Source organism: Hallella absiana, assembly GCF_025457485.1.
Taxonomy (GTDB): Bacteria; Bacteroidota; Bacteroidia; order Bacteroidales; family Bacteroidaceae; genus Prevotella; species Prevotella absiana.
In genome coordinates, this window is the sequence record NZ_JAMXSP010000022.1 from 1 (window position 1) to 25,548 (window position 25,548).

Consider the following 25,548-nt stretch of genomic DNA (forward strand, 5'->3'; position numbering starts at 1 on the left):
GCTGACGCCGAGGAGCTGCTCTCTGCCATTGTTGAGGAAAATCCGAAGTTCCATAAATTCTACGTACTATACAATATTAATGCAGCTTGAGCGTATGCTCATTCACTTGCGAAACTTGAGTAATTGATAGGATTGACCTCTTTCTTAAGAACGATAGCCTGGAAAAGCGTGTCAATGCATGAATATCCTTGGAGAAAAGCATGCTGGGCAATGAGAAAGGATACGCTGCCACGCCGGAGGCAATCGGCATTTTTGCCTACCATATCGTATCCCATAATCTGTACGTCTCGCCGATTAGTCCGCAACAGGAAGTCGCCCATAATATGGGCTTTAGATCCCAATGTGATGCAGTGGTGTATATCGGGATGGGTTTGAAACAAGGCCTCCATCTGCTTGTCATAAAGGCTCCTCGAACTATCTAAGGGAACTTCGAACTCTATGATTTTTGTGTCAGGGAAGTGGTCATGCATATAATGCCTGAACCCCACTTCACGGTTGTCTTGCTGCTTACTGGCGACGTGACCGTTCTTTGTGAACTTCATCAGTACGATTTGTTTCTCGTTAGCAGCGATGAGCATCAGCATACGAGCCGCAAAATATCCGCTGGCAAAAGAGTCCTGGCCGAAAAACGACAATGGCTTCAGGTCAGGCATATATGAGTCGAGCATGACAAACGGAATATTCTGCGCATGAAGCTGATCTGTGAAGGCACGCGTATTTTCCAAATCGGCCGGCACGATGACGACTCCGTCAGGCTTGGCTTGCAGGCAGGCTTCGGTCGTCTCCTTGAATGACTTGACATTAAAGCGCTCGTAATGGTGGATTTCGGCTGTGATATGGAAATCACGACGAGCCTCCTGAGCATTCTTCACCCCCTGTTCTATCTCCTCCCAATAAGCAATCTGCTCATGTTGTGGGATGATGACGTGAAAGGTGTAGGTCTTGTTGTATGCCAATGCAGAGGCATACATGTTAGGCTGGTAGTTCATTTCCTTCAAAGCCTTCTCAACCTTTTCCTTTGCGATGGGTGACACATTGGGCCTCTTGTGCAGAACTCTGTCCACGGTTCCCACCGACACTCCTGCGCGCTCTGCAATATCCTTTATTCTAATTTTGCTCTCGGTCATGCTCTATATTTATATGTTGTTGCAAAAATAGCAATAAAAACTTAGAAAGTAGGCTAAGAAAGCAAATAATTTATCGTGAAGATTCAATTTTCAGTATTTTCTTTTTCTTTTCAGAAAATAATTGTATTTTTGCAAAGAGAGATGCGTATACATGATTTGTCGGCAGAACACAGTAAAAAAGACATTCTCTAAACACTGCTTAGAGACATGGGCATTGCTGATTTTAATGCCCCTATTTTTTTCTTGCTCAGAGAAAGAGCAAGAACGGGTGGATCGTCTCAACGATTTGTCTTATGAGTGGCATTACCGCAATCTCGATTCTGTGAAGTCATATGCGCAACAGGCCTTGAAACTTGCTGACCATCAGGGTGACGGCGCGGCGGAAGCCTACAATCATTTGGCATTTGTCGACATCGCAAGGATGAGATATAAGGACGCATGGAAACTTCTGAAACAGGTACCTCAACTTACTGACAATCAGATAGAGATTCTTATCTCTGATGTGCAGTTGATGCGTTTGTGTCAACGTGAATCTTACAATAAAGAGTTTTATGACTATCATGAGCGTGCACTCCGGTGCATACAGCGCTTTCAGAAAGAGTCGTATCGCTTGTCTCCGCATCAGCAAAAAAGACTGCTATACGCACAAAGTGAATTTCAGATCGTTACGTCCACATACTATTATTACGTCGGGTTGAACCATCAAGCCGCGCAGGCTATTCAAGACATGAGTTCTTGGAATCAGTTGGCGCAGGATACCGCACAATACATCAATTATTGTTATAATATTGGTGCAGGAGGTATCATCTCGGGAGGAACCAAGCAGGATATTGCCCAGTCAGAGTTTGACTACCTGATTCAGGCATATGTATTGGCTCAGCGTTGCGATATGCCATTTTGGGAAGCTCAGACTTTACAATCTATCAGCGAGCATCTGCAGGATCCAAGCATACGTCGTTTGTTGATGCGCAACAATGTCCCGGCTTTTAAGTATCTCAACACAGATGACATGCCAGATTCTCTTTTGGCAGGCAACCTGGCTTTACGGGCTCTGCAAATCTTCACGGCATACGGTGATGTGTATCAAGTAGCAGGCGCCAACCGCACTTTAGCGGAATGCTATTGGTATATTCATGACTACCGTTCCGCTTTGATTTGTCTTCAGCGAGCTCTGTCTATCAAGGCTGTGCATCAGGCTCCGGACCTGGTGGCTTCCATACGTGAGCGGTTATCATTGGTCTATTCTGCTGTTGATGACAAAGCCAACAGCGACCGAAACAGGAATATCTATCTCGACATACAAGAACGAACTCGGCAGGATCGCCAACTCGAGGCACGCGCCAGCCAGCTCAATCATTCCTCCCAGCAGCTCAATGTCATGCTTATAGCAGTAGTGCTGATGATTCTCATCTTCGTTATTTTGCTCTTTGTCTTCGATGCAAAACGTCGAAGAAGTGATGAGGCTTTCTCGCTGGATACGTTGTTGGAACCTCTAAGAAATTGGCAAAAACAGAATGAGGAGCGCAATCGTCTCATGAATGAGAATATCAGTGAGATGAAAGAACAACTGGCTGTCGGCAAACTGCACTTACGACAATACAAGCGTAGAAACCTTGATGCACGTGCAAAGGTTCAACTGGTCAATAGCATCTTGCCTTTCATTGATCGAATGGTGTATGTCATTCATCAGTTGAAGCAAGAACAAGACAGTCAGCAAAAGGGTAGGGATGCTGATTGGAAGAAGCGCAACTATGACTATCTTATGGAGATCACCGACAGCATCAACGACTACAATTCAGTGCTGACGCAATGGATACAGATGCGGCAAGGCGATGTGAGTTTAAAGATCGAGGGCTTCGATTTACAGGATCTCTTTGACATGGTCGAGAGATCCCGTACATCGTTCCGTATCAAAGGTATTGATCTTCAGGTGAAACCGACAGACTTGAAGGTGAAAGCTGACAAGACGCTCACTTTGTTTATGATCAACACGATTGCAGACAACGCGCGAAAATTTTCTAAAGAGGGTGGTGTGGTGAAAGTGGAGGCCAATGGTATGCCTGACTATGTTGAGATAAGTATCCTGGATAATGGACCAGGTATGACAAAAGAGAAGCTAAGTCATATCTTTGACCGTACCTACACTGGTGGGCATGGCTTCGGATTAAAAAACTGCAATGGCATCATCGAGAAATACAAGAAGATGAGCCGCATCTTTAGTGTTGCGTCTATTGGGGCGGAAAGCGAACTTGGTAAAGGCACACGTGTATTCTTCCGTTTGCCTTATGGCTTCCGTCGTGCTCTAACCGTGCTCTTGCTGTTGTTTGCCACTATCTTGCCGGCCCTCTCTGTCCCTTCTGTTCCACGTAGAGGCTATGCCAATGAAAGTAAGGCTGCTGTTTATGCCGACAGTACTTATTACTGTAACATCCGTGGAGAGTATGGACGGGCTTTGCGCTTTGCCGACAGTTGTCGGGCTGTACTCTCGCCAAGCGATACTGCTATTTTGCTCGATGTCAGTAACGAGACTGCGGTGGCGGCATTGGCATTGCATCAATGGAAGCTCTACGAGAAAAGCAATGGCATCTATACACGTCTATTCCGTCAGGCCAGTGCAGACAGCAGTCTGCCGGATTATGTACGTACGATGCAACGGAGTGAAAACAATAAGACGGTGGCCATCATCCTACTTGTGCTGTTGCTTCTGACTATCCTTCCTGCCTATTATTTCCTCTATTACCGTCATCGACTCGACTACCAGTCATGCATTGATCGTATTAGGCGAATGAATCAGTTGCTTATGTCTGATCTTTCTGATGAGCAGAAACTCCAGGGTATAGACCATTTGGCAGACTTCGCTTCGTTTGACCTTGGTGAAGAGCAGCTCTCCACGCTGACAAACATCGTGCAGACGGTGCGTCAGGCTGAACTCGATGCCATGCAAGGGCAACTCCGGCAGGCTGACGATCTGGAATTTGCCGAAGACGATCTTAGAAGACTGAATTTGGAGACAGCTCGCTTGCATGTCTCCAATAGTGTACTTGACAATTGCCTTTCTGCGTTTAAACATGAGACGATGTACTATCCCTCACGTATCAGACAGTTGGTGCAAGAGTCACCGGACAGCATTGACGACATAGCGGAAGTTGTCGATTATTATCATGACCTCTACGTGGTACTGGCTCAGCAGGCCATGAGACAAGTTCCACCTATCCGGCTGGACGACGAGATGGTGGACTATTTCTTTGATCTGCTGACCGATGTCAATGGTAAGAAAACACCAATAGTGACAAATAAGACTCTTGACGGTGACTATCTCAAGATGCAATGCTTGTTAAGTCAGCGTCACGATGACGAGGAGGCTTGCCGTGCTCTTTTCACGCCTTATACTTCTGATGTGCGTTTCCTGCTATGTCGTCAGATCGTGCGTGAAATGGGAGAGGCAACCAATCAAAGAGCTTGTGGCTTAAGTGCTCATGTTCATAAAGACGGAACCCTGATCGAGGTTGTGATGCCAGGTCGGATGAAAAAGTGCTGTCTGTTTGCAATAAAAAATAATCATACAAGCATATGAAAGACTTTAATGTAGTGATTGTGGAAGATGTGCCTTTGGAGTTGAAAGGTACAGAAGGAATATTCAAGAACGATATTCCCGAAGCCCATATCATTGGTACGGCTCCAGACGAGGTGTCCTACCGTAAACTCATGGCTAAGCAGCTTCCGGATCTTGTCTTGCTGGATTTGGGGCTTAGCGGATCGACCACTGTGGGCGTGGAGCTTTGTCGGGAAACCAAACAGGCTCATCCTGAGGTGAAGGTGCTGATCTTTACCGGAGAGATTCTCAATGAGAAGCTATGGGTTGACGCACTGGATGCCGGCTGTGATGGTATTATCCTCAAGAGTGGCGAATTGCTTACCCGTGGTGATGTGGCGAGTGTGATGGATGGCAAACGTCTTGTCTTCAACCAACCGATCTTGGAGAAGATCGTTGATCGGTTCAAGCGTAGTGTGAACAATGATCTGATGCGTCAGGAAGCGTTGATCGATTACGATATTGATGAGTATGACGAGCGTTTCCTTCGTCACTTAGCCTTGGGATATACCAAGGAGCAGATTACAGCACTGAGGGGTATGCCGTTTGGTGTCAAGAGCCTTGAGAAACGCCAGAATGAATTGGTAGGCAGACTCTTCCCAGACAACAAGGGGACCAGTGTCAATGCGACTCGCCTGGTAGTGCGTGCCTTGCAGTTGCATATTCTCGATTTAGATAATTTGCAGCCCGATGAAGCATAGGCAGAGATCATGGCATTGGCGCAGAGTCATTTATAGATTTTCTATAGGATTGGCTCTGGCTCAGTTGTTGCTCATCTTCCTTTCATGGCTATTGTCTGCCGCCATGCCCCAGTCATCAATTATCTCATTGCTGAGTGCCCGGGGGATCAGGTGGTTCTTTGGCGATTTTGTAGAGAGTGAGGCTTCCGCCCCTTTGCTATGGCTCATCTTGTGTGCTTTTACTCTTGGGGGAATGAGAGATAGTAACCTTCTGACAACAATCATTCAAAGCGTGAAGGTAGGATTCTCTGCTCTTCCTCGTCGTGTCAAGTTAGCGTTGATTACGGCATGCTCGTTCGGTTTTTTACAAATCGGCTGTCTACTGTTGCTGACCGTTCCGCCCCAGGCAGTGCTTCTTAGTGTAACAGGAACTTTGTCAGACAGCAGTTTCTCGGCGAGCATTGTTCCAAGTATTTGCTTCATGCTGACCACCATGTCGATCGTCTTCGGCTTGGTCAGTGGCACGCTGCATGGTGTTGATGGAGTCTGTCGTGCTCTTTGCTCGCAACATGCGTTGCTGATGCCATTTCTATTGCTCTATGTGATGTCCTCTATGTTTGTAACTTCTATACATTTCGTATTCTTTAGCTATTAAATATTATAACATGAAAAAAGTCGTTTTCCTTATTTTCCTTTGTATGGCTTTTACCCTTTCCGGTGCGGCTGCAAAGCGCATCGATCTTAAAGCGTTGACGGCAGGTGAGTTTACAGCCCAGCGCATGACAGGTATTAATCCCTTAGAGGGTACTGATCAGTATGCCAGCATTTCCCAAAATGGGAAGCAGGTGATACAGTATTCTTTCAAGACTGGTAAGCAAACTGCGGTGTTGTTTGATGTAGATGACACACAGGGTGCTAAGATTGACAACTTCGACGGCTATATCATGTCGCCGGATGGCAAGCGAATGCTCATCCGTACCAAAACTCAGCCAGTCTACCGTCGTTCCTACAAAGCTGTATTTTATATCTACACCATGGCTTCCCGTAAGTTGGAGCCTTTGTCTGATGGTGGTCCTCAGCAAGCTCCGGTATGGTCGCCCGATGGTACCAAGGTGGCGTTTGTCCGTGATAACAACATCTTTTTGGTCAAGCTTCTCTACAACAACAGCGAGAGTCAGGTGACCAAGGACGGACTTTTCAATCATGTCATCAATGGTATTCCCGACTGGGTCAACGAAGAGGAGTTTGCTTTCTCACATGCTTTGACATTCAATGCCGACGGCACAATGCTCTGCTGGCTCCGCTACGACGAGAGCGCGGTGCAGCAGTATCGTCTACAGATGTTCAAGGGCTTAAATCCTGAGCATAAGGAATACGCTGTCTATCCCGGCGAGTATGCTTACAAGTATCCGAAGGCTGGTGAGCGTAATGCAACCGTCAGCGCTTGGAGTTTCGATATTCAGTCCCATCGTATTCAGCGTCTGCAAGTGCCTGTGGACAGCGATGGTTATATGCCGCGCATTCTTCCTACCTCCAATCCCAATCGGATCATTGTCTATACGATGAACCGCCATCAGGATATACTGAATCTTTATGGTGTCAATCCCCGCAGCACGGTAGCACAGTTACTGCTCTCAGATCATATCTCCCGTTATGTCAAAGAGGAGGCAATAGAAGCTGCCCGCATTGGAAATAATTATATCTTGTTGCCCTCCGACCGCGATGGCTACATGCATCTCTATCTATATAATAGCAATGGGCAGTTGATGCGTAAGATTGGAAATGGCAATTTTGATATTACAGATGTTTATGGCTATGACGATAAGACGGGTGATGTCTATTATCAGGCTGCAGCCCTTAATCCTCAGGACCGGCAGATCTATGTAGCCCATAAGGATGGAAAAACAGAACGGCTCACCAAGAATGAGGGTTGGAATTCGGCCATCTTCTCCAGTGATCTTCGTTATTTTGTTAACTGTTGGAGCGACTATGATACACCTTATATATATAGTACCTGTAGCAACAGCGGTAAGGTGATTGCTACCAACCTCGATAATCAAGTGCTGAAGCAAAAGATCCGCGACTATGGTTGGACAAAGAAGGAGACTTTCTCTTTTACCACTTCCGAGGGCATTCAACTCAATGGTTGGATGATCAAACCTGCCAACTTTGATCCAAATAAGAAATATCCCGTAATCATGTTCCAATATAGTGGACCGGGCAACCAGCAGGTGATTAATTCCTGGGATGCAGGTTCCATGAGACAGGGTGGAGCTTATGACCAGTATCTTGCTCAGCAAGGCTTCATTGTCGTCTGTGTGGACGGCCGTGGAACCGGTGGACGTGGCGCAGACTTTGAGAAGTGCACTTATCTCCATTTAGGCAATTTGGAGGCCAAGGACCAGGTTGAGACTGCACTGTGGTTAGGAAAGCAATCCTATGTCGACAAAGACAACATTGGCATTTGGGGCTGGTCTTATGGTGGCTTCTGTACGCTGATGAGTATGAGCGAGGGACGCCCTGTATTCAAGGCTGGTGTCGCAGTGGCCCCTCCGACAAGTTACCGTTATTACGATACGATCTACACCGAGCGCTATATGCGCACACCGAAAGAGAATCCCGATGGCTACAACGACAATGCTATTACACGTGCTGATAAACTACACGGAGCGTTGCTCATCTGTCATGGAACAGCCGATGATAATGTTCATCCGCAGAATACCTTTGAGTATGCTGAGGCTTTGGTACAGGCCGACAAGGATTTCAAAGAGTTGTATTATACCAACCGCAACCATGGTATCTCCGGTGGAAATACCCGCAATCACCTGTTGCGTCAAATCGCACAATGGTTTGAAGAGCATTTGAAGTAAACGTGCCTCTTTTCATCAGCGTGTATTCTTGATGTAAAAACCTTTATGGCTCCAAGGAAAAAGTAGCAGCTTTTCTCCTTGGAGCTTTTTTTATTTCTGGCTTTTACCGCTTATAATCTTACTATTCTTAAAAATATTAGACTTTTTTGTTGTAGATTGCAAGAATTGTTGTATCTTTGCATGAAAATACCAATAAGAATAAGATTTATGAAGCATCAATTGAGAAGTGCAGTCTGTACTGAAGGCAGAAGAATGGCTGGAGCCCGTGCTCTTTGGGTAGCTACAGGAATGAAGAAGGAACAGTTCGGTAAGCCTATCATTGCTGTTGTCAACTCGTTCACCCAGTTCGTACCAGGACATACTCATTTACACGATATAGGTCAGATTGTTAAGCAGGAGATTGAAAGCATGGGGTGCTATGCTGCCGAGTTCAACACCATCGCCATTGATGATGGTATTGCCATGGGGCATGACGGCATGCTCTACTCTTTGCCATCCCGCGACATCATTGCCGACTCAGTAGAGTATATGGTAAACGCTCATAAGGCGGATGCCATGATCTGCATCTCCAATTGCGACAAGGTCACACCGGGCATGCTCATGGCTGCCATGCGCCTTAATATCCCGACAGTATTCTGTTCGGGTGGTCCTATGGAGGCTGGACGTTGGAATGGTGAGAACGCTGACCTGATCACAGCAATGATTAAAGGTGCTGACACAGAGGTGAGCGACGACGAATTGCAAAAGATAGAGCAATGTGCCTGCCCTGGCTGCGGATGCTGCTCGGGAATGTTCACAGCCAACTCCATGAACTCGCTGACAGAGGCCATCGGTCTTGCCCTGCCTGGTAATGGTACGATTCTCGCCACACATGTCAATCGTATTGAGCTCTTCAAGCAAGCTGCTCGGCAGATCGTAAAGAATGCACTGGCTTATTACGAGGATGGCGATGAGAGTGTGTTGCCTCGTAACATCGCTACAAGAGATGCTTTCCTCAATGCCATGACACTCGACATTGCCATGGGCGGCAGTACCAACACGGTGCTTCACCTCTTAGCTGTTGCTCAAGAGGGCGGGGTAGACTTCAAGATGCATGATATCGATCAGTTGTCCCGTAAAGTACCTTGCATCTGCAAGCTGGCTCCTAATACTCAGAAGTATTCTGTACAGGAATGCAACCGGGCCGGTGGCATCCTTGGCATTCTCAACGAGTTGAACAAAGGTGGTTTGATCCGTCCTGACGTGAAGCGTGTGGATGGAATGACCTTGGACGAAGCCATGAAGAAATACGACATCACGGGTACTACAATTGACCCTGAGGCTGACCGCATCTATCATAGTGCCCCCGGGCGTAAGTTCTCTACCAAGATGGGTAGTCAGAATACGCAGTGGCCGTCACTCGACACTGACCGCAGCAATGGATGTATTCGCGACCTTCAACATGCCTATACCAAGGATGGCGGCTTGGCAGTGCTCTTCGGAAACATTGCTCAAGACGGTTGTGTAGTGAAGACAGCCGGCGTCGACGAGAGTCTGTGGCACTTCTCCGGCCCAGCTGTAGTCTTTGACTCCCAGGAAGATGCTTGTGAGGGTATCTTGGGCGGCAAGGTGAAGAGCGGCGACTGCGTTGTGATTACCCACGAAGGTCCTAAGGGCGGTCCGGGTATGCAGGAAATGCTCTATCCTACCTCATATATCAAGAGCCGTCACTTAGGTAAGGAATGCGCACTGATCACTGATGGCCGCTTCTCCGGCGGTACGAGTGGACTGAGCATTGGACATATCTCACCAGAGGCTGCTGCCGGTGGTAATATCGGTAAGATCAAGGATGGCGATATCATCGAGATTGACATACCCAACCGTAGCCTTAATGTGAAGTTGAGCGACGAGGAACTCAACGCTCGTCCGCAGCAGCCTTTGAAGCGTCATCGCGTTGTCAGCAAGGCACTGCGTGCGTATGCCCAGAGCGTTAGCTCTGCAGACAAGGGTGGCGTGAGAATCATTGACTAAACGAGAACAATACAAAGACAAAATATGAGCGAGAATCAAAAGCAAACAACACAGGCCGCCTGGACAGAACCGGAGGCTCCCTGGTCGGGAGTGCGTATCGGCGAAGAGTGCAGCGGCTCAGAGATATTGATGCGGGCATTGTATCAGGAGAACGTGCACACGATCTTCGGTTATCCCGGAGGTGCTATCATGCCGGTGTATGATGCCTTATATACTTACACCCACAAGAAAGATCCTTGGTTCCATCATGTCCTCGTACGACATGAGCAGGGTGCTGCTCATGCTGCCGAAGGGTATGCGCGTGTCAGTGGTGAGGTCGGCGTGACGATTGTCACTTCCGGTCCTGGTGCCACAAATACGCTTACCGGTGTAGCTGACGCGATGATGGATTCCATCCCTATCGTGGTCATCGCCGGACAGGTTGGCGTAGGCTCATTGGGCACAGATGCTTTTCAGGAAGTAGACTTGGTAGGCATGGCTCAGCCAATCACGAAATGGAGCTATCAGATCCGTCGTGCTGAAGATGTCGCGTGGGCTGTGAACCGTGCTTTCTACATCGCACGCAGCGGCCGTCCGGGTCCTGTCGTGCTTGACTTCCCACGTAATGCCCAGATACAGAAAGCCAAATGGATGCCGGGAAAGACGGATCGTGTCCGCTCTTATATCCCTTATCCTAAGATAGATGAAGAGGCTGTCAAGGCAGCTGCTGAACTTATCAACAATGCCAAGAAGCCATTGGCTCTTGTTGGACATGGTGTAGAGTTGGGCAATGCGCAGGATGAGTTGGTGGAATTCCTTGAGAAAGCAGACATCCCTGCAGGACGTACCTTGTTAGGGCTTTCCGCTCTCTCTTCCGATCACCCTCTGAATATGGGTATGCTGGGAATGCACGGCAATTATGCGCCAAACATCAAAGAGCAGGAGTGCGACGTGCTCATTGCCATCGGTATGAGATTCTCTGATCGCGTCACAGGCCGTCTCGACCGCTATGCCAAGCAGGCCAAGGTGATCCATCTGGATATTGATCCGTCAGAGATCGACAAGAATGTGAAGACCGACGTAGCTGTGGTGGGTGACTGCAAGGTAAGTCTTCCTGCCATCACGAAATACTTGAATAAGGCAGTTCACCGAGAGTGGCGTGACTCTTTTAAGCCTCTGTATGAAAAGGAAAAAGCGGAAGTTATTGAACCTTCTATTCACCCACAAGGCAAGGAACTGCTGATGGGTGAGGTGGTGAATGCCGTTGCTGAGGCTACCAAAGGCGAGGCCGTGCTGGTAAACGATGTCGGTTTGAACCAGATGTTCTCCTGTCGCTATTTCAAGTTCCATCGTCATCGCAGCGTCGTATCAAGTGGTGGCTTAGGTACGATGGGCTTTGGACTGCCAGCCGCTATTGGTGCAACTTTTGGCGCACCGGACCGTCAAGTTTGTCTGTTCACCGGTGATGGTGGCTTCCAAATGTGCATAGAGGAACTCGGAACGATCATGGAGCAGCAGGCTCCGGTGAAGATCATTCTCTTGAACAACAACTATCTTGGCAACGTGCGTCAGTGGCAGGATCTGATGTTCAACCATCGTCGCTCGTTCACACACATGCTCAATCCTCATTACGAGGAGTTGGCCAGTGCTTATCACATCCCCTATGATGTGGTGCTGACTCACGACGAACTGAAGTCAAAAGTGGAGAAGATGCTTGCCACCGACGGACCGTATATCCTTGAATGCGCTGTCAAGGAGGAAGAGAACGTCACACCGATGATCACTCCTGGAAGTGCGGTGGATGAGATGAAGTTGCATTTGGATATTTAATCGCTTTATGGAACAGAAGTTTTATACCTTATTAGTATATAGTGAAAACATTGCCGGCATCCTCAATCAGGTGACGGCAGTGTTCACACGCCGTCAAGTCAATATCGAGAGCCTGAATGTCTCGGCATCCAGCATTGACGGCATTCACAAATACACGATCACTTGCTGGTCTACAGAAGACCAGATTGTGAAGATCACCAAGCAGTTGGAAAAGAAGATCGACATCATCAAGGCCAATTTCTATACCGATGACGAGTTGTTCATCCACGAGGTTGCTCTTTTCAAGATCTCTACGCCGGTGTTGTTGGACAATCCTGAGGTGTCGCGTGCCATCCGCCGTCACGATGCCCGTATGATGGAGGTCAACCCAACCTATTCCACGGTGATGCAGACTGGATTGACCGAGGACATCGCTGATCTCTTCAAGGTGCTCAATGGTTTCAACTGCTTGCTTCAATACACACGTTCGGGCCGCATTGCCGTGACACGCAGCTTTGAGGAGCCTGTTAGTGATTTTCTAAACCGTCAGGAGTAGCTATGCAGTCAAAGGTAGGTGAATATCCCTTCACAGTGGAACCTTTCCACTGTGATTTCAGCAACCATCTCTTCTTGAGCAGTTTGAGCAATGATTTGCTCAATGCCTCAGACTATCACAGCGAAAGCCGTGGCTACGGCATCAGCTACCTCAATGCGAGACACCGCACATGGGTACTCTCCCGGTTAGCAGTGGAGATGAACGACATGCCGGTAGCTTACGACAAGATAGCCATCTCCACGTGGGTGGAGGCGGCTTTCCGTTTCTTCACGAGTCGTAACTATGCAATCACAAGTCAGGATCATCAGACGGTCTATGGCTATGGGCGAAGCATCTGGGCGATGATCGATACAGACACCCGCCAGCCGGTTGACATTCTTCAGATACAAGGTGGGCTTATCAAGGACTATATCGAAACGAATCTTGATTGTCCGATAGCCAAGCCGGGGCGAGTAGCCATCAGCAAAGATGCCATGTTGATGAAAACAGTGACGATGAACTACCATGACATCGATGTCAACGGACACGTCAATTCCATCAAATATATCGAGCATGTGCTCGATTTGTTCGATTTGGATTGGTATCGCAACCATCGGGTGAAACGTTTCGACATTGCCTATGTGGCTGAGAGCCATGCTGGTGACGAGCTTTGCTTCTATATGGAAAAGGTTGCCACAAAGGAAGAAGGCAATGAGGAAGAATACCTCGTCAGAATCGTGAAGAAAGGTGCCGAGGATAGCGAAGTAGTAAGATGTAGTATTAAATTTGTAAAAATCTGAAAGAATATTTGGTGGTTATATTTTAAATTATTACCTTTGCGCTCGAAAACAGAGGGGGAGTATAAAAGAACCAAGAAAGTCATAGATTTCTAACATTATAATTAAAACACATTAATTATGGCAGAGATGAATTTTGGCGGCGTCGTTGAGAACGTCGTGACAAGCAAAGAGTTCACATTGGATAAGGCACGTGAGGTGCTGAAGAATGAGACGATCGCCGTCATTGGTTATGGTATTCAGGGTCCTGGTCAGGCAGGTAACCTTCGCGATAATGGCTTCAATGTCATCGTTGGTCAGCGTGAGGGCCGCAGCTACGAGAAGGCTAAGGCCGACGGTTGGGTGCCTGGTAAGACACTGTTCTCTGTTGAAGAGGCCGTAGAGAAGGGTACAGTTATCTGTATGTTGCTTTCTGACGCTGGTCAGATCGCTGTTTGGCCAACAATCAAGAAACATCTTACTGCTGGTAAGACATTGTATTACTCTCATGGTTTTGCCATCAACTGGCAGGATCGTACGGGTGTTGTTCCTCCAAAGGACATCGATGTAATCATGGTTGCTCCTAAGGGTTCTGGTACATCTCTTCGTACTATGTTCCTTGAGGGTCGCGGTCTGAACTGCTCTTACGCTGTTTATCAGGATGCTTCTGGCAAGGCTAAGGAGAAGACACTGGCTATGGGTATCGGTATCGGCTCTGGCTATCTGTTCGAGACAACCTTCCAGCGTGAGGCTACTTCCGATCTGACTGGTGAGCGTGGTGCATTGATGGGTGCTATCGAGGGTCTGCTTGAGGCTCAATATAATGTTCTTCGTGAGCACGGACACACGCCTTCCGAGGCCTTCAACGAGACTGTTGAGGAGCTGACACAGAGTTTGATGCCTCTGTTCGGTGAGAAGGGTATGGACTGGATGTATGCTAACTGCTCTACTACAGCACAGCGTGGCGCACTCGACTGGGCTCCTCGCTTCCGCGAGGCTATCACTCCGGTGATGGAGTGGCTCTATCTGAGTGTGAAGACTGGCGAAGAGGCTCAGATCTCTATCGACAGCAACTCTAAGCCTGACTACCGTGAGAAGCTCAATGCAGAGCTGAAGGCTATGCATGACATGGAGATGTGGCGTGCTGGTGAGACTGTTCGCAAGCTGCGTCCTGAGAACAACTAATTTGATTTAGTGCAACTAAATATAATCCCCATCTTGATTCTGTCAAGATGGGGATTTTTATAGCTTTGTCAATCAATCTGATAGGGAAAGCTACAGTTTGATTTTAACTTTCTTTCCTTTGCTTTCGTTTCCAACTCGGTCGAGAGCCGTAACGACGTAGGTGAATTTTTCCTTTCCATGATTATATGGTAAGCGGTACATCGTGTCTCCGGTGATGGCAATGATATGTGACGCATCCTCTATGTTCACCTTCTCATCTTTTCCAAAGCGATAGACGACATATCTGCTTGTCTTGTCGCCCCATTTCTTAGCTTTGGGTGCTGACCAGAACAGAATATAACCGTCGCTTGTCCAGACTGGCTTCACCTTGCGGGGCTTCTTGGGACTCTTATCGTCTAAGAATGGCATGGATGGAGGTAAGGCAGAATTGCGCCAATAAGCATTGCGTAGTACATTGCCATAGTTGCCGTAGTTGTCAGCAACCAATTTAGCATACCACAGTACAGTGCCATCAACATGGTGCATCTGTTCATGCAGTGCGTGCTTGTCGGGCATCTGATTGCTGTTGGGATTGGTTTGAGACGGATATTTTACGGTGCGTTCTACATCCTCGCCGATGAAAAGCGGGCGGTTGGCAGCGTGCTTATCCCACCAGCGGATGAGCGTGGCATAGTCTGCTGCCGGATGGCCAATCTGCCAATAGAGTTGGGGCACGCAGTAGTCCACCCATCCATTGTTCACCCACAGCAGCACGTCAGCGTAGAGATCATCATAATTCTGTAAGCCGTTGGTTTCAGAACCATTCATTGGATCACTCTTCTTGTTGCGGTAGATGCCGAAAGGGGACACACCGAACTTCACCCATGGCTTACGCTGATGGATAGTCTCACAAAGCTGTTTGACGAAGACGTTTACTTTATCTCGTCGCCAGTCACCGATGGTTCGGAAGCCGCCGGGATTGTTGGCGTAGAGTTGTTGGTCGGGGATGATCTGACCGGGAGCGGGGTAGGGATAGAAGTAGTCGTCCATGTGAATGCCATCTACATCATAGCGACTGACGATGTCATCGACGATCTTGCAGATATAGTCCCGGTTCTCCTTCAGTGCCGGATTGAGGATATATTGTCCGTCGTAAGTAAACACACGCTCGGGATGTGTGATGGCAATATGATTCGAGGCCAGAGCTGTCGTTGTCTTTGTCTTGGCTCGATAAGGATTGATCCATGCGTGCAATTCCATGCCTCGTTTATGGCATTGCTCGATCATCCATTGCAGTGGATCCCAATAGGGATTTGGTGCTTTGCCCTGCACGCCCGTGAGGAAACGACTCCATGGTTCGTATTTGCTGGCATAGAGTGCGTCACATTCAGCACGCACCTGAAAGATGATAGCGTTCACACCGTCGGCATGGAGGACATCGAGTTGCTTGGTCAGCGTACTGCGCATCTCGTCAGGTGTGAGACCGTTGAACTGTCCGTTGACGCATTGAATCCATGCACCGCGGAACTCCCGTTTCTGTCCATAGCTGAGCATGACTTGTAGAAGAAGGAATAGTAAAAATAGCGTTTTTCTCATAAAATTGTTTAGTGTGAATGTTCTGAAGTACAAATGTACATATTTTCTTTGAAAAGATAATTCTTTTAGTACAAAATTTCAAAAGAAAGGGGGAAACCGGTAGGTTTCCCCCTATGATATATAGAGTTAATGAAGCTTAGAAGCGATAGCCAATGGTCATAAGCAGTTGCCCACGATTATTTTTGACTTTAACACCATCTGCATAATTCGTAACTTTAACACCATCTGCATAATTCGTAAGGTCTTCTGCCTCAAGGCTAGAGAATGGATAGAAGGTACCACTCTGACTGCTATACTGATAAGCCAGGTCTATGTTTACTTTGTTTACTGAATAGCCAAAGCCGCATGTGAATCGGTTGATATCATTCCAATTCACATAGTCTGTAGCAGACTGATAAGATGTTCCTAAAGAGGCAATACATGGATCTTTCTTCCCGCTCTTGTCATACATACTACTTACATAGTTGTAGCCCAAACGAAAAGCAAAGTTACTAACAGGTTTGAATTCTAAACCTAATTTCAGTGTACTGACACCTTTTAATACTTTTTCGGTGTGGTTGTTCATTGCACGGTCGTTGTGCGATGACTCATAATAACCACCATAGTAATCATAGTATCCATCATCGTCATTGATGCGGCTCTTCATGCTACCAAAGTCTTCATATTCATAGGTGGCTCCCAATGCTAAGTAATTTCCTACTGTGTGACCAAGTGAAACACCAAAGACCCAAGGCGTATATACCTTGTAGTCGTAGGAGTTATAGGTCTCACCATGATCGTAAGTTCCACCTTCTGTTGAGTTGTTCTTCAAATAGGTGTCGTTTTTGGTCGTAAGATCATACCATGTAGGAGTCTTAACATAAGCACCAAATCGGAAAGGAGAATCTTCGATAGGACGAATGATAAATCCACCGGATACATCGATTCCCGTTCCTGTTATGTCTCGCTGATCCTGGACTCTGACTTTACCTTTATTATCAGCTAAAGTCTCATCATAGACACTATATCCATGATAATGAACATCCTTCAATCCAAAAGTGAATCCCCAGTAAAAGAAGTCACTGCAATTGCCGCTGATGTTGAAATCATAGTTCCCGATATATCCTGTATGCTTCCGGTTAAAATTATATCCGGTGGCATCGTAATAGTAGAATTTTCCGTCATTCGCATCTGGGATGACTGTGTTCCAATAGAGGTAGTCAGCCTGGCTCCAAGTAAGAGCTGTATAGGTACTCTGTGGTCCCTCGTAACCGATATATGTTCCATTGCTGTTTTTATCTACATCAAAACCGCCATTGGCCTCATTACCTAAAATTCCTTTCAAATAGGATTGCTTATTTTGTGAAGCATTATTCAAGTCGCCACTAGCATTGAGAATGTAGTCGAAATTGCGACCCTTATGGTAATTAAAGCCAAAGTTTAGATAGTTTTGAGCACCTGTACGCATAGAATATACACCACCAACTTGATCAAAGCTAGCATTGGTTTTATTAGCACCATCAAAACTGTTGCCATTGTATTGGCTTACCATTCCGCCACTTGCACTTATAGTACTATGGCGAAAAAGTCCCAAACCTGCTGGGTTGGTGGCAATTGTGGAGATGTCTGCTCCAAGAGCTTCCATTGCTCCGCCCATACCAACATAGCGGGCTGTACCGTTTAACTCGCTGCTGGTGAGTTTGGCATTTTCGTAAGTCTCTTGGGCTGCAACTGGCATGGAAGCCGCAAGAGCCAAACTATATAAAAAGATTTTCTTTTTCATCGTTATGCTGAATTAAGACAATAATTATTTCTGTTGTCCCCATAGAGTTTATCTTCTTCCTCCAAAGGAACCACCGCCTCGGCTTCCGCCGAACGAGCCTCCTCCACGGCTAGCGCCACCGAAGGAACCACCACCGAAGGAGCCTGAACCTCCGCCAAAGGAACCACGTGACATACTGGAACTAGGGAAGTTATTGGTACTCTCACTACGTGTGCGTGCTCCTCCGAATCTAGAATCACTGGTATTGCTCCATGCGCGAGTACCATTTCCTCTATGTTGACCTGAGGGGGTGCTGCTACTGTTGCCTCCTCGATATCCCCAAAAATCTCCATTTGCGGACCGACCGCCATGCACTGGGACATAACCTTCTCTTGAAAATCCACGTGTACCATTCCCCCAATGGTTGCCCGTTCCTGTGTGTCCGCCATTATACACATAGCCGCCACTGGGCCAGCCCCAGTTGTACCAGCCGTAGTAGGGATACCCCCAGCCGTACCAGCCACCGTAGCCATAGTACCAAGGGTCGTACCAGCCGGCATAGCCATAATACCAAGGATCATACCAACCGGCATAGTCGTAGTACCAGGGATCGTACCAGCCATTGTAGTAGTACCAAGGCGAGTAGTAACCGGCATAGCCCCAGCGCCATGGACCGTAGTAGCCATAGAACCAAGGATCATAGAAGCCGTCCCAGCGACTCATGCGTCGCGTGTAGGTATAGTCGTTGTCGCCCAAGGCACGACCAATGTAGGCAGTGTCGACATATGTTGTGTCGGGCAGCACACCATAGCCGGGACGGAATCTCACCATGTTGTTGCCCAGAGAGTCACGTCCGATCTTTTGATACATGCTACGGATGCCATAACGGTTGTAGTCGTCCACGCTGCGTTTGCTTCCGCAGTAGTAGGCAGGTGCCTCGTTTGTGGTTGGCGCTGCCTTGCTTGGCGTGAAGTAAAGATCATCGTCTTGTGCCAACGCTGCCAGTGGCATAGCACTGGCGAGTGTCAATAGAAGAAATAACCTTTTCATATCTCAAACTCCTTTTTATATTGTTCTTTTCTATCTACGGTGCAAAATTACCGTATTTCTAATGCAAATATAGGGATTTTTCCCTATATGGTAGTAGAGTTTTCCCTAATTTTTATAATTTTGCAGTATAATTTAATCATTCATTTATGAAATACCTTACAGCAACTTTTCATATTGTTTCTGAGCCCTCTCTTTTACAGACGGCGCGTGATCTTTTGGCCGACTGCGCAGGCGATGCAGGCTTTGAGTCGTTTGAAGATACCGACGACGGCATCAAAGGTTACGTTCAGGAAGAGCTGTTCGACAAAGAGCAGCTCGATGCCCAACTTGCCGACTTCCCGCTGCCCGACATCACTGTGACTTACGACCTTTCGAAGGTGGAGGATAAGGACTGGAACGAGACTTGGGAGAACGAAGGCTTTGATCCTATCGACATCTACAACCGCATTGTCATCTATGATGCACGTCAGACGACGCCCCAGCTTCCCGAGGGAGTCATCCCCATAGCTATTCAGGCTCGTCAGGCTTTTGGCACAGGCACTCATCAGACTACACAGATGATCATCGGCTCGCTGCTGGATATGCATCTCGCTGGTAAACGGGTGCTGGACTGCGGCTGTGGTACAGGTATCCTCGGCATCGCAGCGTCCAAACTCGGAGCCAAGGAGGTGGTGGCCTACGACATCGATGAGTGGAGTGCCGACAATGCACGCCACAATGCCCAGCTCAATCATGTGAACAACATTGAAGTCTTGCAGGGCGATGCCAACGTACTGAATCATGTCTCCGGTGTCTTCGATATTGTGTTGGCAAATATCAATCGCAATATCCTGTTACAGGATATGCCGGCTTTCCGCAATGTGATGATGCAGGGCAGCGTGCTCATTCTCAGTGGCTTTTTCGAAGAGGACTGTGCTTCACTCAGTGCCAAAGCAACTACTTTGGGATTGGTGCATACCGGAAAAGTTTCCAAAGGTAATTGGTGCTGTTTAGTTTTTGTCGTGAAGTAGTGTTCATATAGATTATTGATACAAAGAAAAAACAAATTATGAAAAAGTACATATACGACTCGTTTATTGAAATCGTCAGTGGTATGAGAAACTTCAAAAGTGCCGGTGGTAAAGCCTATCGGTTTATTATGGGCGACGAGTAAGGTGGACAAGAATATTAACATAAAAATTATCAATAATGGCACGACAGAAAACAGACCCTCTGCATGTAGTGGTTTACCCGTCCAACTTTAATGACGACAAGGGACACAAGATGCTCTATGTGTCCTCCAATGCCCGTGAGAAGATAGGACTTGACAAGCTTGACGATTTCTGCCATGAGTATGAGAATCTGCCTAAAGGCTATGTCACCCGATGCTTTGAGGCACTGATGTATGCCATCCCTCATCTCATTGGTGACCACAAGCGGGTAAAGACTCCTATTGGCAGCTTCTACATCAAGCCGCAGTTCTTGCGGACCATGACAGAGAATGAGATCGTAACGGCCAATGACATCTGGCTTGGTGGCGTAGACTTTCGTCCTACCAAGGAGTTCCGTGAGGCAGTGAAAAGCCAGTTTCGCAGTATACAGATTGACCGTCGCAACCATCCCATAGACACCCATTATTACAGCCAGCGCAATCCCGAGCTGGAGAGTTGTCTGTCGTTAGATGCCAATGGCAACCGGTATGTCACTGTGCAAGAGTACTGCCGTGCTACAGGACTAAGTGCCCACTCTGCAAGAAAATGCCTTGAGAACATGACGAAGGGCGACAACCCTATTCTGCAAAAGACGAAAATAGGCACTACCAATGTCTATACCGAAGTTTAGCGAGATTTTCAACGCTTGTTTTTGCTGCCTGACAAACGATCGTTCGCTGCGTAGATTTTAATCATTCTCTGCGTAGTGAACAATCTTTTTCTATTGCATTACAACATAGGGAACATAGCTTCGACCCCATAAGAATGTAGTTGCGCCCCCCTAAGGACACTGGTACATCTCCAAAGTTCTAAAGGGAAGGGAAAATCTCTCCATTGAGACCATCTTCAAAATCGAAGATGCTCTGCAACTGCATATTCTTCCCGAGATGGTCGAAATGGCATAACCTCGAAGTGAGATGAGCGAATAAAGGCGTATGATTGCCACTGTTGTCAGCAAAGTGTAAATATTTTAAGCATTGCTGACAATGATGGCACGATTTGTCATCTTTGGTCTTTGGGCACGTATATTGCATAAATGACAGTGAAGTTCGGCAGTCGTACGAGGGCAACGAAAGGAACCTAAGGACGATGGAAGAGTTTCAAGAGATATAAAGAATTAATTGATAATTAGGAGGTTTTGACTTATGATGTATCCAGTTTTAAGAGACATGAACAATTGGCTTGACAATGATTTCGATGACATGTTGAACACAAGTTGGATGCCGCGCGTAAACGTCACAGCACCTGCTATCAATGTCAAGGAAAACGACAAGGCTTACGAAGTTGAGCTTGCAGCTCCTGGCACCACGAAGGATGACTTCAAGGTGAACGTCGACAAGGATGGCAATCTGACCATCAAGATGGAGCACAAGGACGAAAAGAAGGACGAGAACAAGAAGGAGCACTATCTGCGCCGCGAGTTCTCATACAGCAATTACGAGCAGGCTCTGACGCTGCCTGAGGATGTGGAGAAAGATAAGATTGAGGCAAAGGTTAATAACGGTGTGCTTCATATCACACTTCCTCGCACTCAGAAAGCTGAGAAGGAGACAAAACGCATTGAGGTCGCATAACCCCAGCGTTGCTGCTCAGTGGTATTACAGGGACTGTTCTCTTCATGGGGAGCAGTCCCTTTTTTGTTTTACAACATAATCTCCTATATGCCGGCATTGTTCGGCAGAGCGACTTCTTGAATAAGGGAGCCGCCTTTTTTGTGTCTGATCATCTATGGCTATAGGCTCACCAGAATACTCTTCCATTTTGTTAGAACAACAATATATTATTTGTTATTAAGATGATGTCTCAATTCTCAATTTGAATGCTACAATGTTATGTATACAAAATCTCAACTGAGTTCTTGATTCATTAATTCCTTAACCTTTTCTGCGTACATCTCGCCAGTATACGATGGGCCTAAACAATGTTCCTTTATTAGCATATCTAGTATTTTTTGATATTTTCTACAAACATCAATATTAAAATATTTTTTCCACGAGCCACTATGAGACTTCACAATTTTGAGATTGTGTTCTGTATATTCTTTTAGCTCTAAAATCTCGTCTTTGTTTATACCATCATAGTGAGAATAATAGATTGCAGACTTGTCGCTATCTTTTGCATTTATAATTTCCAAAATAGATTCAAATAATTCCACTGCCCTCTTTCCCGACTTTGGAACTATGACTCCACATAAATGATACATTGCGAGATTCCACATACAATAGATTTCTTTTTTCTGAGCACCAATATATGTGAACATGAATGCTTCTTTATGCATTCCATCTTGCATAAGTAATTCACATAATGAAGGAATACAAGCAAGATGTCCCTTTTGTATAGCTAAAGACAGATAATAATAAGTTAAGCCGAATACGTCATATTTTTCTTTGGAGATACTATTCCGAAGATTTAACCCACATTGCAGCGGATGATGGCATTGATTAGTTAAAAATGGTTATCTATCTCATTAAAAAGGGTGTTTTGATCCCCCCAATGCCCTCAAAACTATAAAAATCTCTAATATCCGGTGCTGTTTTGTTTTAACCTCTCAATGTGGTACACCCAAGGAGTTGGGATTCTCGGGATTTGGTATTATCTTTGCAACATGTTCATCACCAAGGCAAAGAAATATCGGCAGCAGGATGACGGTACCATTTTGGCGTACAGCTATTACCGTCTGACGAAGTCTTTCCGCGATTCAAGCGGTAAGATACGCAAACGCAATGTGCTTTGCCTGGGTGAGCTTGACGACTATTCTAAAGGTGAGCGCGAGGAGCTTGCCGATTTGCTTACGGAAATGATAGAGAATGGGCAGCATGTAATTACGGACAATCCCAAGCTCCGCCAGGCTGCCCTTGACTTCTACCTCAAGTACCGTGAAAGCGACTATGCCCGGGAGAACGACCCCGTGCTGCGCGAGGAGGCACTCCGTCGCGAGAGGGAACAGAGGAAGGACTTGATAACAGTCCATATAGACAGTCTGACTCAACGCGAGGCACGGACGATTGGGCCGGAGGCCTTGTGTCACTCCACGCTGAAGATGCTACAAATAAGCAAGTTCCTATACGCCAAGGGTTGGAGCCGCGATCAGGTGACACTTGCCATGATGCAGATCATCGCCCGTTCCATTTATCCATACTCGGAGCTCAAGACAGTAAGGTATCTCAAGGAGAATACTGCATTGGCGGAGCTCTTCAAGTTTAGCAAGGTGAAGATTACCAAGGACGCGCTCTATAGGAGTGCCCTCCGTCTTTGGGATGTTCACCGGGAGCTTGAGGACTGGCTCCACCAACGCGTGTGCAACATGTTCCGGCTGGAGGAGAAGATACTTCTTTTCGACATCACCAATGCCTACTTTGAGGGCAGAATGGAAAACTCTGACCTGTGCCGGTTCGGCCGCAGTAAAGAAAAACGCAACGACTGTAAGATAGTTGTTCTCGCCGCGGTGGTGAATACAGAGGGGCTGCTTGTAAGAACAGCTATCTACGAGGGTAACCGCCAGGACAGAACTACACTCGAGGAAGTCATCGGCTCCATATCCAAAGAAACTTCTCCCGATGCCAAAAAGATAGTGGTCATGGATGCCGGGTTCTACACCAAGGACAACATCAAATGGCTGACAGACCATCATTTTGACTACATCACAGTGTTGCCTTCCGGTGATGCGAAATTCTCTGCTGCCAGTAACAAGGTCGTGTACCATCAAGACTGTAAGAAGCAGGAAATACGGCTTCAAATGGGTTCGGTCACAATCGACGGCATGGATCGCAAGGCATTGCTTGTGGACAGTGATGCCAAGACCACAAAGGAGCGTTCCATGTACGACAGGGCATGCCAATGCTACGAAGAGGGACTTGAGGCTGTCAGGGCAGGTATACTCAAGAAGGGCGGAACAAAGAAAAGAGACGCCGTCAACAAGCGTATCGGCAAACTGGACGAGAAATACGGCGCCATCCGAAAAAGCTTCGCCATCGACCTCACCTACGAGGGAGAAGGCAAGGATGAGAAGGTGGTATCCATCTCGTGGAAGAAAAACGGCGAGCAGGTTGACACCGCTAAGAAGTTCCATGGAAAATATGTCCTGATCACCAGCCTTGATGAGAAAGAAGAGATTAATGTCTGGAGATTTTATAATGTGATAAGAACTGTGGAAGAGACCTTCCATACCCTCAAGAGTGACCTCGACATCAGGCCTGTCTACCACAAATCTGACGAAGGCATCAAAGCGCACCTGAATCTTGCCGTACTGGCTTACTGGCTGGTCTCCGTGACCAAGTACAGGTTAAAAGTGAAGAAGTACGACAATGTCAGATGGGAAGAAATCATACGCATAGCAAGCACGCAGGTGCTTGTCACTGCAGAACTGAAAGCAGAAAACGGTGAGACCATACGGGTGAGGCAATGCACTGAGGCGGAAGAGAAGCTATCCAACCTCTATCGCATGCTCGGAATCAATCCACATCCCCTTGGAAAAATAAAATCCGTGGTACACCCAAAGCCACCCTCAAAAAATGCCAATACTGAGAATCAATCAGTTACATGAGATATATCTGCAATGTGGGTTAACAAAAGTCTGTTCGCTGCAACTCACAAAATAGAGAGCAGCGAACAGGCTTTTTTGTTTGTGAAGCAGCAAAAAGTGGACTTATTCTTCAACTTTAGCCTGATGAAGACCTCATCTCAGTGAGTTTACTGGGTCATCTCGGTTGTTTTTAGCGATCAAATAGGTGAGATGACATGACCATCTCGCCTTTCTGACCAAAAATTCTCTAGAGAATTTTCGGTCAGAAAGGTACTTTGATAAGAGTGAAAAAGCGTATATTTTATAACGTACTGATTATCAGTGTGTTGGAAAAAGGCTCGAAATTCGCAAAATTCCGGCCAACTCTTCTTTTATTTTCAACGAACGCCTTCTCGTGGGCCGTTTTTTGTCAGTTTATCGAACAGTTATGTCATTTATAGCTGATCGAAGGACAGTGGCAGCAAATCGTGGATGCTGCTGACCCGATAATACTTTTCTTTTCCGCAAAGCAGGATTTCCACAGGCTTGTGATAGCGCTGTTCCATCTGCAGGATCACTTGCCGACACGATCCGCAAGGTGTCACGGGCTCTTCGGTCTGCTCTTCTCCGTTTCTCGCAGCAATGGCAAGGATGCGGATGGGCTGGTCGGGATATTGCGATTGGGCAGAGAAGATGCAGGCGCGCTCACCACAGAGTCCCGACGGAAAGGCTGCATTTTCCTGGTTGGCCCCGATGACGGTGATGCCATTCTCCAAGAGTACAGCTGCACCGACATGGAAATGGCTGTATGGAGCAAACGAGTGATAAGAGGCTTGCAGGGCACGGTCTACTAACTGTTGCTCTTCGGTTGTCAACTCCTGCTTGGAGCAGACGTCGATGTTGATATTGAAGTTGAGGTGTTCCATAG

At 47.0% G+C, this 25,548-nt stretch carries 20 protein-coding genes and 1 pseudogene; 13 read left to right on the forward strand and 8 right to left on the reverse strand.

What is annotated here, in order from left to right:
- Positions 1-98: 98 nt before the first annotated feature.
- On the reverse strand, positions 99-1,127 hold the full coding sequence (locus NG346_RS10655; RefSeq protein WP_262288736.1) for a LacI family DNA-binding transcriptional regulator: 1,029 nt from the start codon (positions 1,125-1,127) through the stop codon (positions 99-101).
- Between the two features lie 226 nt (positions 1,128-1,353).
- Here NG346_RS10655 and NG346_RS10660 point away from each other — a divergent pair, with 226 nt between their 5' ends.
- Positions 1,354-4,701 (forward strand): sensor histidine kinase, encoded by a 3,348-nt coding sequence (locus tag NG346_RS10660; RefSeq protein WP_262280587.1) that lies wholly within the window; start codon positions 1,354-1,356, stop codon positions 4,699-4,701.
- Positions 4,698-5,420 carry a DUF5932 domain-containing protein gene (locus NG346_RS10665; protein WP_262280588.1) on the forward strand — a complete coding sequence of 241 codons (723 nt, stop codon included), beginning with the start codon at positions 4,698-4,700 and terminating at the stop codon, positions 5,418-5,420. Before NG346_RS10660 ends, NG346_RS10665 begins: the two co-directional genes overlap by 4 nt.
- A gap of 60 nt (positions 5,421-5,480) precedes the next feature.
- Here NG346_RS10665 and NG346_RS10670 read toward each other — a convergent pair whose 3' ends face one another.
- Together NG346_RS10670 and NG346_RS10675 are read right to left on the reverse strand one after the other, a co-directional pair.
- A complete protein-coding gene (locus tag NG346_RS10670) occupies positions 5,481-5,627 on the reverse strand; it encodes a hypothetical protein (protein ID WP_262280589.1) in 147 nt (48 codons plus the stop codon).
- A 57-nt stretch (positions 5,628-5,684) separates the two neighbouring features.
- Positions 5,685-5,924: a hypothetical protein gene (locus NG346_RS10675; protein WP_262280590.1), complete on the reverse strand. Its 240-nt coding sequence runs from the start codon at positions 5,922-5,924 to the stop codon at positions 5,685-5,687.
- Positions 5,925-6,064: 140 nt separating this feature from the next.
- On the opposite strand from NG346_RS10675, the gene NG346_RS10680 reads away from it, so the two are divergent.
- The 6 genes from NG346_RS10680 to ilvC all read left to right on the forward strand — a co-directional run bounded on the left by NG346_RS10680 (position 6,065) and on the right by ilvC (position 14,563).
- Positions 6,065-8,269: a DPP IV N-terminal domain-containing protein gene (locus tag NG346_RS10680; RefSeq protein ID WP_262280591.1), complete on the forward strand. Its 2,205-nt coding sequence runs from the start codon at positions 6,065-6,067 to the stop codon at positions 8,267-8,269.
- A 207-nt stretch (positions 8,270-8,476) separates the two neighbouring features.
- On the forward strand, positions 8,477-10,279 hold the full coding sequence (gene ilvD, locus NG346_RS10685; RefSeq protein WP_262280592.1) for a dihydroxy-acid dehydratase: 1,803 nt from the start codon (positions 8,477-8,479) through the stop codon (positions 10,277-10,279).
- Between the two features lie 24 nt (positions 10,280-10,303).
- Complete coding sequence (gene ilvB / locus NG346_RS10690) at positions 10,304-12,088, forward strand: biosynthetic-type acetolactate synthase large subunit (protein WP_262280593.1); 1,785 nt, start codon at positions 10,304-10,306, stop codon at positions 12,086-12,088.
- A gap of 7 nt (positions 12,089-12,095) precedes the next feature.
- The gene (ilvN, locus tag NG346_RS10695) at positions 12,096-12,623 is read left to right on the forward strand and encodes an acetolactate synthase small subunit (protein WP_154534996.1); all 528 of its coding nucleotides are present in this window, start codon (positions 12,096-12,098) and stop codon (positions 12,621-12,623) included.
- Positions 12,624-12,625: 2 nt separating this feature from the next.
- A complete protein-coding gene (locus tag NG346_RS10700) occupies positions 12,626-13,402 on the forward strand; it encodes an acyl-[acyl-carrier-protein] thioesterase (RefSeq protein WP_262280594.1) in 777 nt (258 codons plus the stop codon).
- Between the two features lie 117 nt (positions 13,403-13,519).
- Positions 13,520-14,563, forward strand: a complete 1,044-nt coding sequence (ilvC, locus tag NG346_RS10705) for a ketol-acid reductoisomerase (RefSeq protein ID WP_154534994.1) — start codon at positions 13,520-13,522, stop codon at positions 14,561-14,563.
- A 90-nt stretch (positions 14,564-14,653) separates the two neighbouring features.
- On the opposite strand, the gene NG346_RS10710 is transcribed toward ilvC, so the two are convergent.
- The 3 genes from NG346_RS10710 to NG346_RS10720 form a co-directional block, all read right to left on the reverse strand.
- Entirely contained in the window at positions 14,654-16,138 is a 1,485-nt protein-coding gene (locus NG346_RS10710) for a glycoside hydrolase family 10 protein (protein WP_262280595.1), read from the reverse strand.
- Between the two features lie 136 nt (positions 16,139-16,274).
- A complete protein-coding gene (locus NG346_RS10715; protein WP_262280596.1) occupies positions 16,275-17,900 on the reverse strand; it encodes a hemin receptor in 1,626 nt (541 codons plus the stop codon).
- 48 nt (positions 17,901-17,948) lie between these two features.
- On the reverse strand, positions 17,949-18,929 hold the full coding sequence (locus tag NG346_RS10720) for a hypothetical protein (RefSeq protein ID WP_262280597.1): 981 nt from the start codon (positions 18,927-18,929) through the stop codon (positions 17,949-17,951).
- Between the two features lie 146 nt (positions 18,930-19,075).
- On the opposite strand from NG346_RS10720, the gene prmA reads away from it, so the two are divergent.
- The 4 genes and pseudogenes from prmA to NG346_RS10740 all read left to right on the forward strand — a co-directional run bounded on the left by prmA (position 19,076) and on the right by NG346_RS10740 (position 21,693).
- The gene (prmA, locus tag NG346_RS10725) at positions 19,076-19,939 is read left to right on the forward strand and encodes a 50S ribosomal protein L11 methyltransferase (RefSeq protein ID WP_262280598.1); all 864 of its coding nucleotides are present in this window, start codon (positions 19,076-19,078) and stop codon (positions 19,937-19,939) included.
- A 178-nt stretch (positions 19,940-20,117) separates the two neighbouring features.
- The gene (locus NG346_RS10730; protein WP_262280599.1) at positions 20,118-20,750 is read left to right on the forward strand and encodes an HU family DNA-binding protein; all 633 of its coding nucleotides are present in this window, start codon (positions 20,118-20,120) and stop codon (positions 20,748-20,750) included.
- 163 nt (positions 20,751-20,913) lie between these two features.
- Positions 20,914-21,024, forward strand: a pseudogene (locus NG346_RS10735) (transcriptional regulator); the annotation flags it as partial.
- Positions 21,025-21,264: 240 nt separating this feature from the next.
- Positions 21,265-21,693 carry an Hsp20/alpha crystallin family protein gene (locus NG346_RS10740; RefSeq protein WP_262280600.1) on the forward strand — a complete coding sequence of 143 codons (429 nt, stop codon included), beginning with the start codon at positions 21,265-21,267 and terminating at the stop codon, positions 21,691-21,693.
- A 272-nt stretch (positions 21,694-21,965) separates the two neighbouring features.
- On the opposite strand, the gene NG346_RS10745 is transcribed toward NG346_RS10740, so the two are convergent.
- Positions 21,966-22,409 (reverse strand): hypothetical protein, encoded by a 444-nt coding sequence (locus NG346_RS10745; RefSeq protein WP_262280601.1) that lies wholly within the window; start codon positions 22,407-22,409, stop codon positions 21,966-21,968.
- 315 nt (positions 22,410-22,724) lie between these two features.
- Here NG346_RS10745 and NG346_RS10750 point away from each other — a divergent pair, with 315 nt between their 5' ends.
- On the forward strand, positions 22,725-24,662 hold the full coding sequence (locus NG346_RS10750) for an IS1634 family transposase (protein ID WP_262288737.1): 1,938 nt from the start codon (positions 22,725-22,727) through the stop codon (positions 24,660-24,662).
- A 413-nt stretch (positions 24,663-25,075) separates the two neighbouring features.
- On the opposite strand, the gene NG346_RS10755 is transcribed toward NG346_RS10750, so the two are convergent.
- Entirely contained in the window at positions 25,076-25,546 is a 471-nt protein-coding gene (locus NG346_RS10755; protein ID WP_262280325.1) for a cytidine deaminase, read from the reverse strand.
- Between the last annotated feature and the right edge of the window lie 2 nt (positions 25,547-25,548).

Bases quoted from the DNA above. Each gene is read 5' to 3' on its own strand.
- NG346_RS10655 (WP_262288736.1), bottom strand. From the start codon at position 1,127: ATGACCGAGAGCAAAATTAGAATAAAGGATATTGCAGAGCGCGCAGGA.
- NG346_RS10660 (WP_262280587.1), top strand. From the start codon at position 1,354: ATGCCCCTATTTTTTTCTTGCTCAGAGAAAGAGCAAGAACGGGTGGAT.
- NG346_RS10665 (WP_262280588.1), top strand. From the start codon at position 4,698: ATGAAAGACTTTAATGTAGTGATTGTGGAAGATGTGCCTTTGGAGTTG.
- NG346_RS10670 (WP_262280589.1), bottom strand. From the start codon at position 5,627: ATGAGCCATAGCAAAGGGGCGGAAGCCTCACTCTCTACAAAATCGCCA.
- NG346_RS10680 (WP_262280591.1), top strand. From the start codon at position 6,065: ATGAAAAAAGTCGTTTTCCTTATTTTCCTTTGTATGGCTTTTACCCTT.
- ilvD (WP_262280592.1), top strand. From the start codon at position 8,477: ATGAAGCATCAATTGAGAAGTGCAGTCTGTACTGAAGGCAGAAGAATG.
- ilvB (WP_262280593.1), top strand. From the start codon at position 10,304: ATGAGCGAGAATCAAAAGCAAACAACACAGGCCGCCTGGACAGAACCG.
- ilvN (WP_154534996.1), top strand. From the start codon at position 12,096: ATGGAACAGAAGTTTTATACCTTATTAGTATATAGTGAAAACATTGCC.
- NG346_RS10700 (WP_262280594.1), top strand. From the start codon at position 12,626: ATGCAGTCAAAGGTAGGTGAATATCCCTTCACAGTGGAACCTTTCCAC.
- ilvC (WP_154534994.1), top strand. From the start codon at position 13,520: ATGGCAGAGATGAATTTTGGCGGCGTCGTTGAGAACGTCGTGACAAGC.
- NG346_RS10710 (WP_262280595.1), bottom strand. From the start codon at position 16,138: ATGAGAAAAACGCTATTTTTACTATTCCTTCTTCTACAAGTCATGCTC.
- NG346_RS10715 (WP_262280596.1), bottom strand. From the start codon at position 17,900: ATGAAAAAGAAAATCTTTTTATATAGTTTGGCTCTTGCGGCTTCCATG.
- NG346_RS10720 (WP_262280597.1), bottom strand. From the start codon at position 18,929: ATGAAAAGGTTATTTCTTCTATTGACACTCGCCAGTGCTATGCCACTG.
- prmA (WP_262280598.1), top strand. From the start codon at position 19,076: ATGAAATACCTTACAGCAACTTTTCATATTGTTTCTGAGCCCTCTCTT.
- NG346_RS10730 (WP_262280599.1), top strand. From the start codon at position 20,118: ATGGCACGACAGAAAACAGACCCTCTGCATGTAGTGGTTTACCCGTCC.
- NG346_RS10740 (WP_262280600.1), top strand. From the start codon at position 21,265: ATGATGTATCCAGTTTTAAGAGACATGAACAATTGGCTTGACAATGAT.
- NG346_RS10745 (WP_262280601.1), bottom strand. From the start codon at position 22,409: ATGCAAGATGGAATGCATAAAGAAGCATTCATGTTCACATATATTGGT.
- NG346_RS10750 (WP_262288737.1), top strand. From the start codon at position 22,725: ATGTTCATCACCAAGGCAAAGAAATATCGGCAGCAGGATGACGGTACC.
- NG346_RS10755 (WP_262280325.1), bottom strand. From the start codon at position 25,546: ATGGAACACCTCAACTTCAATATCAACATCGACGTCTGCTCCAAGCAG.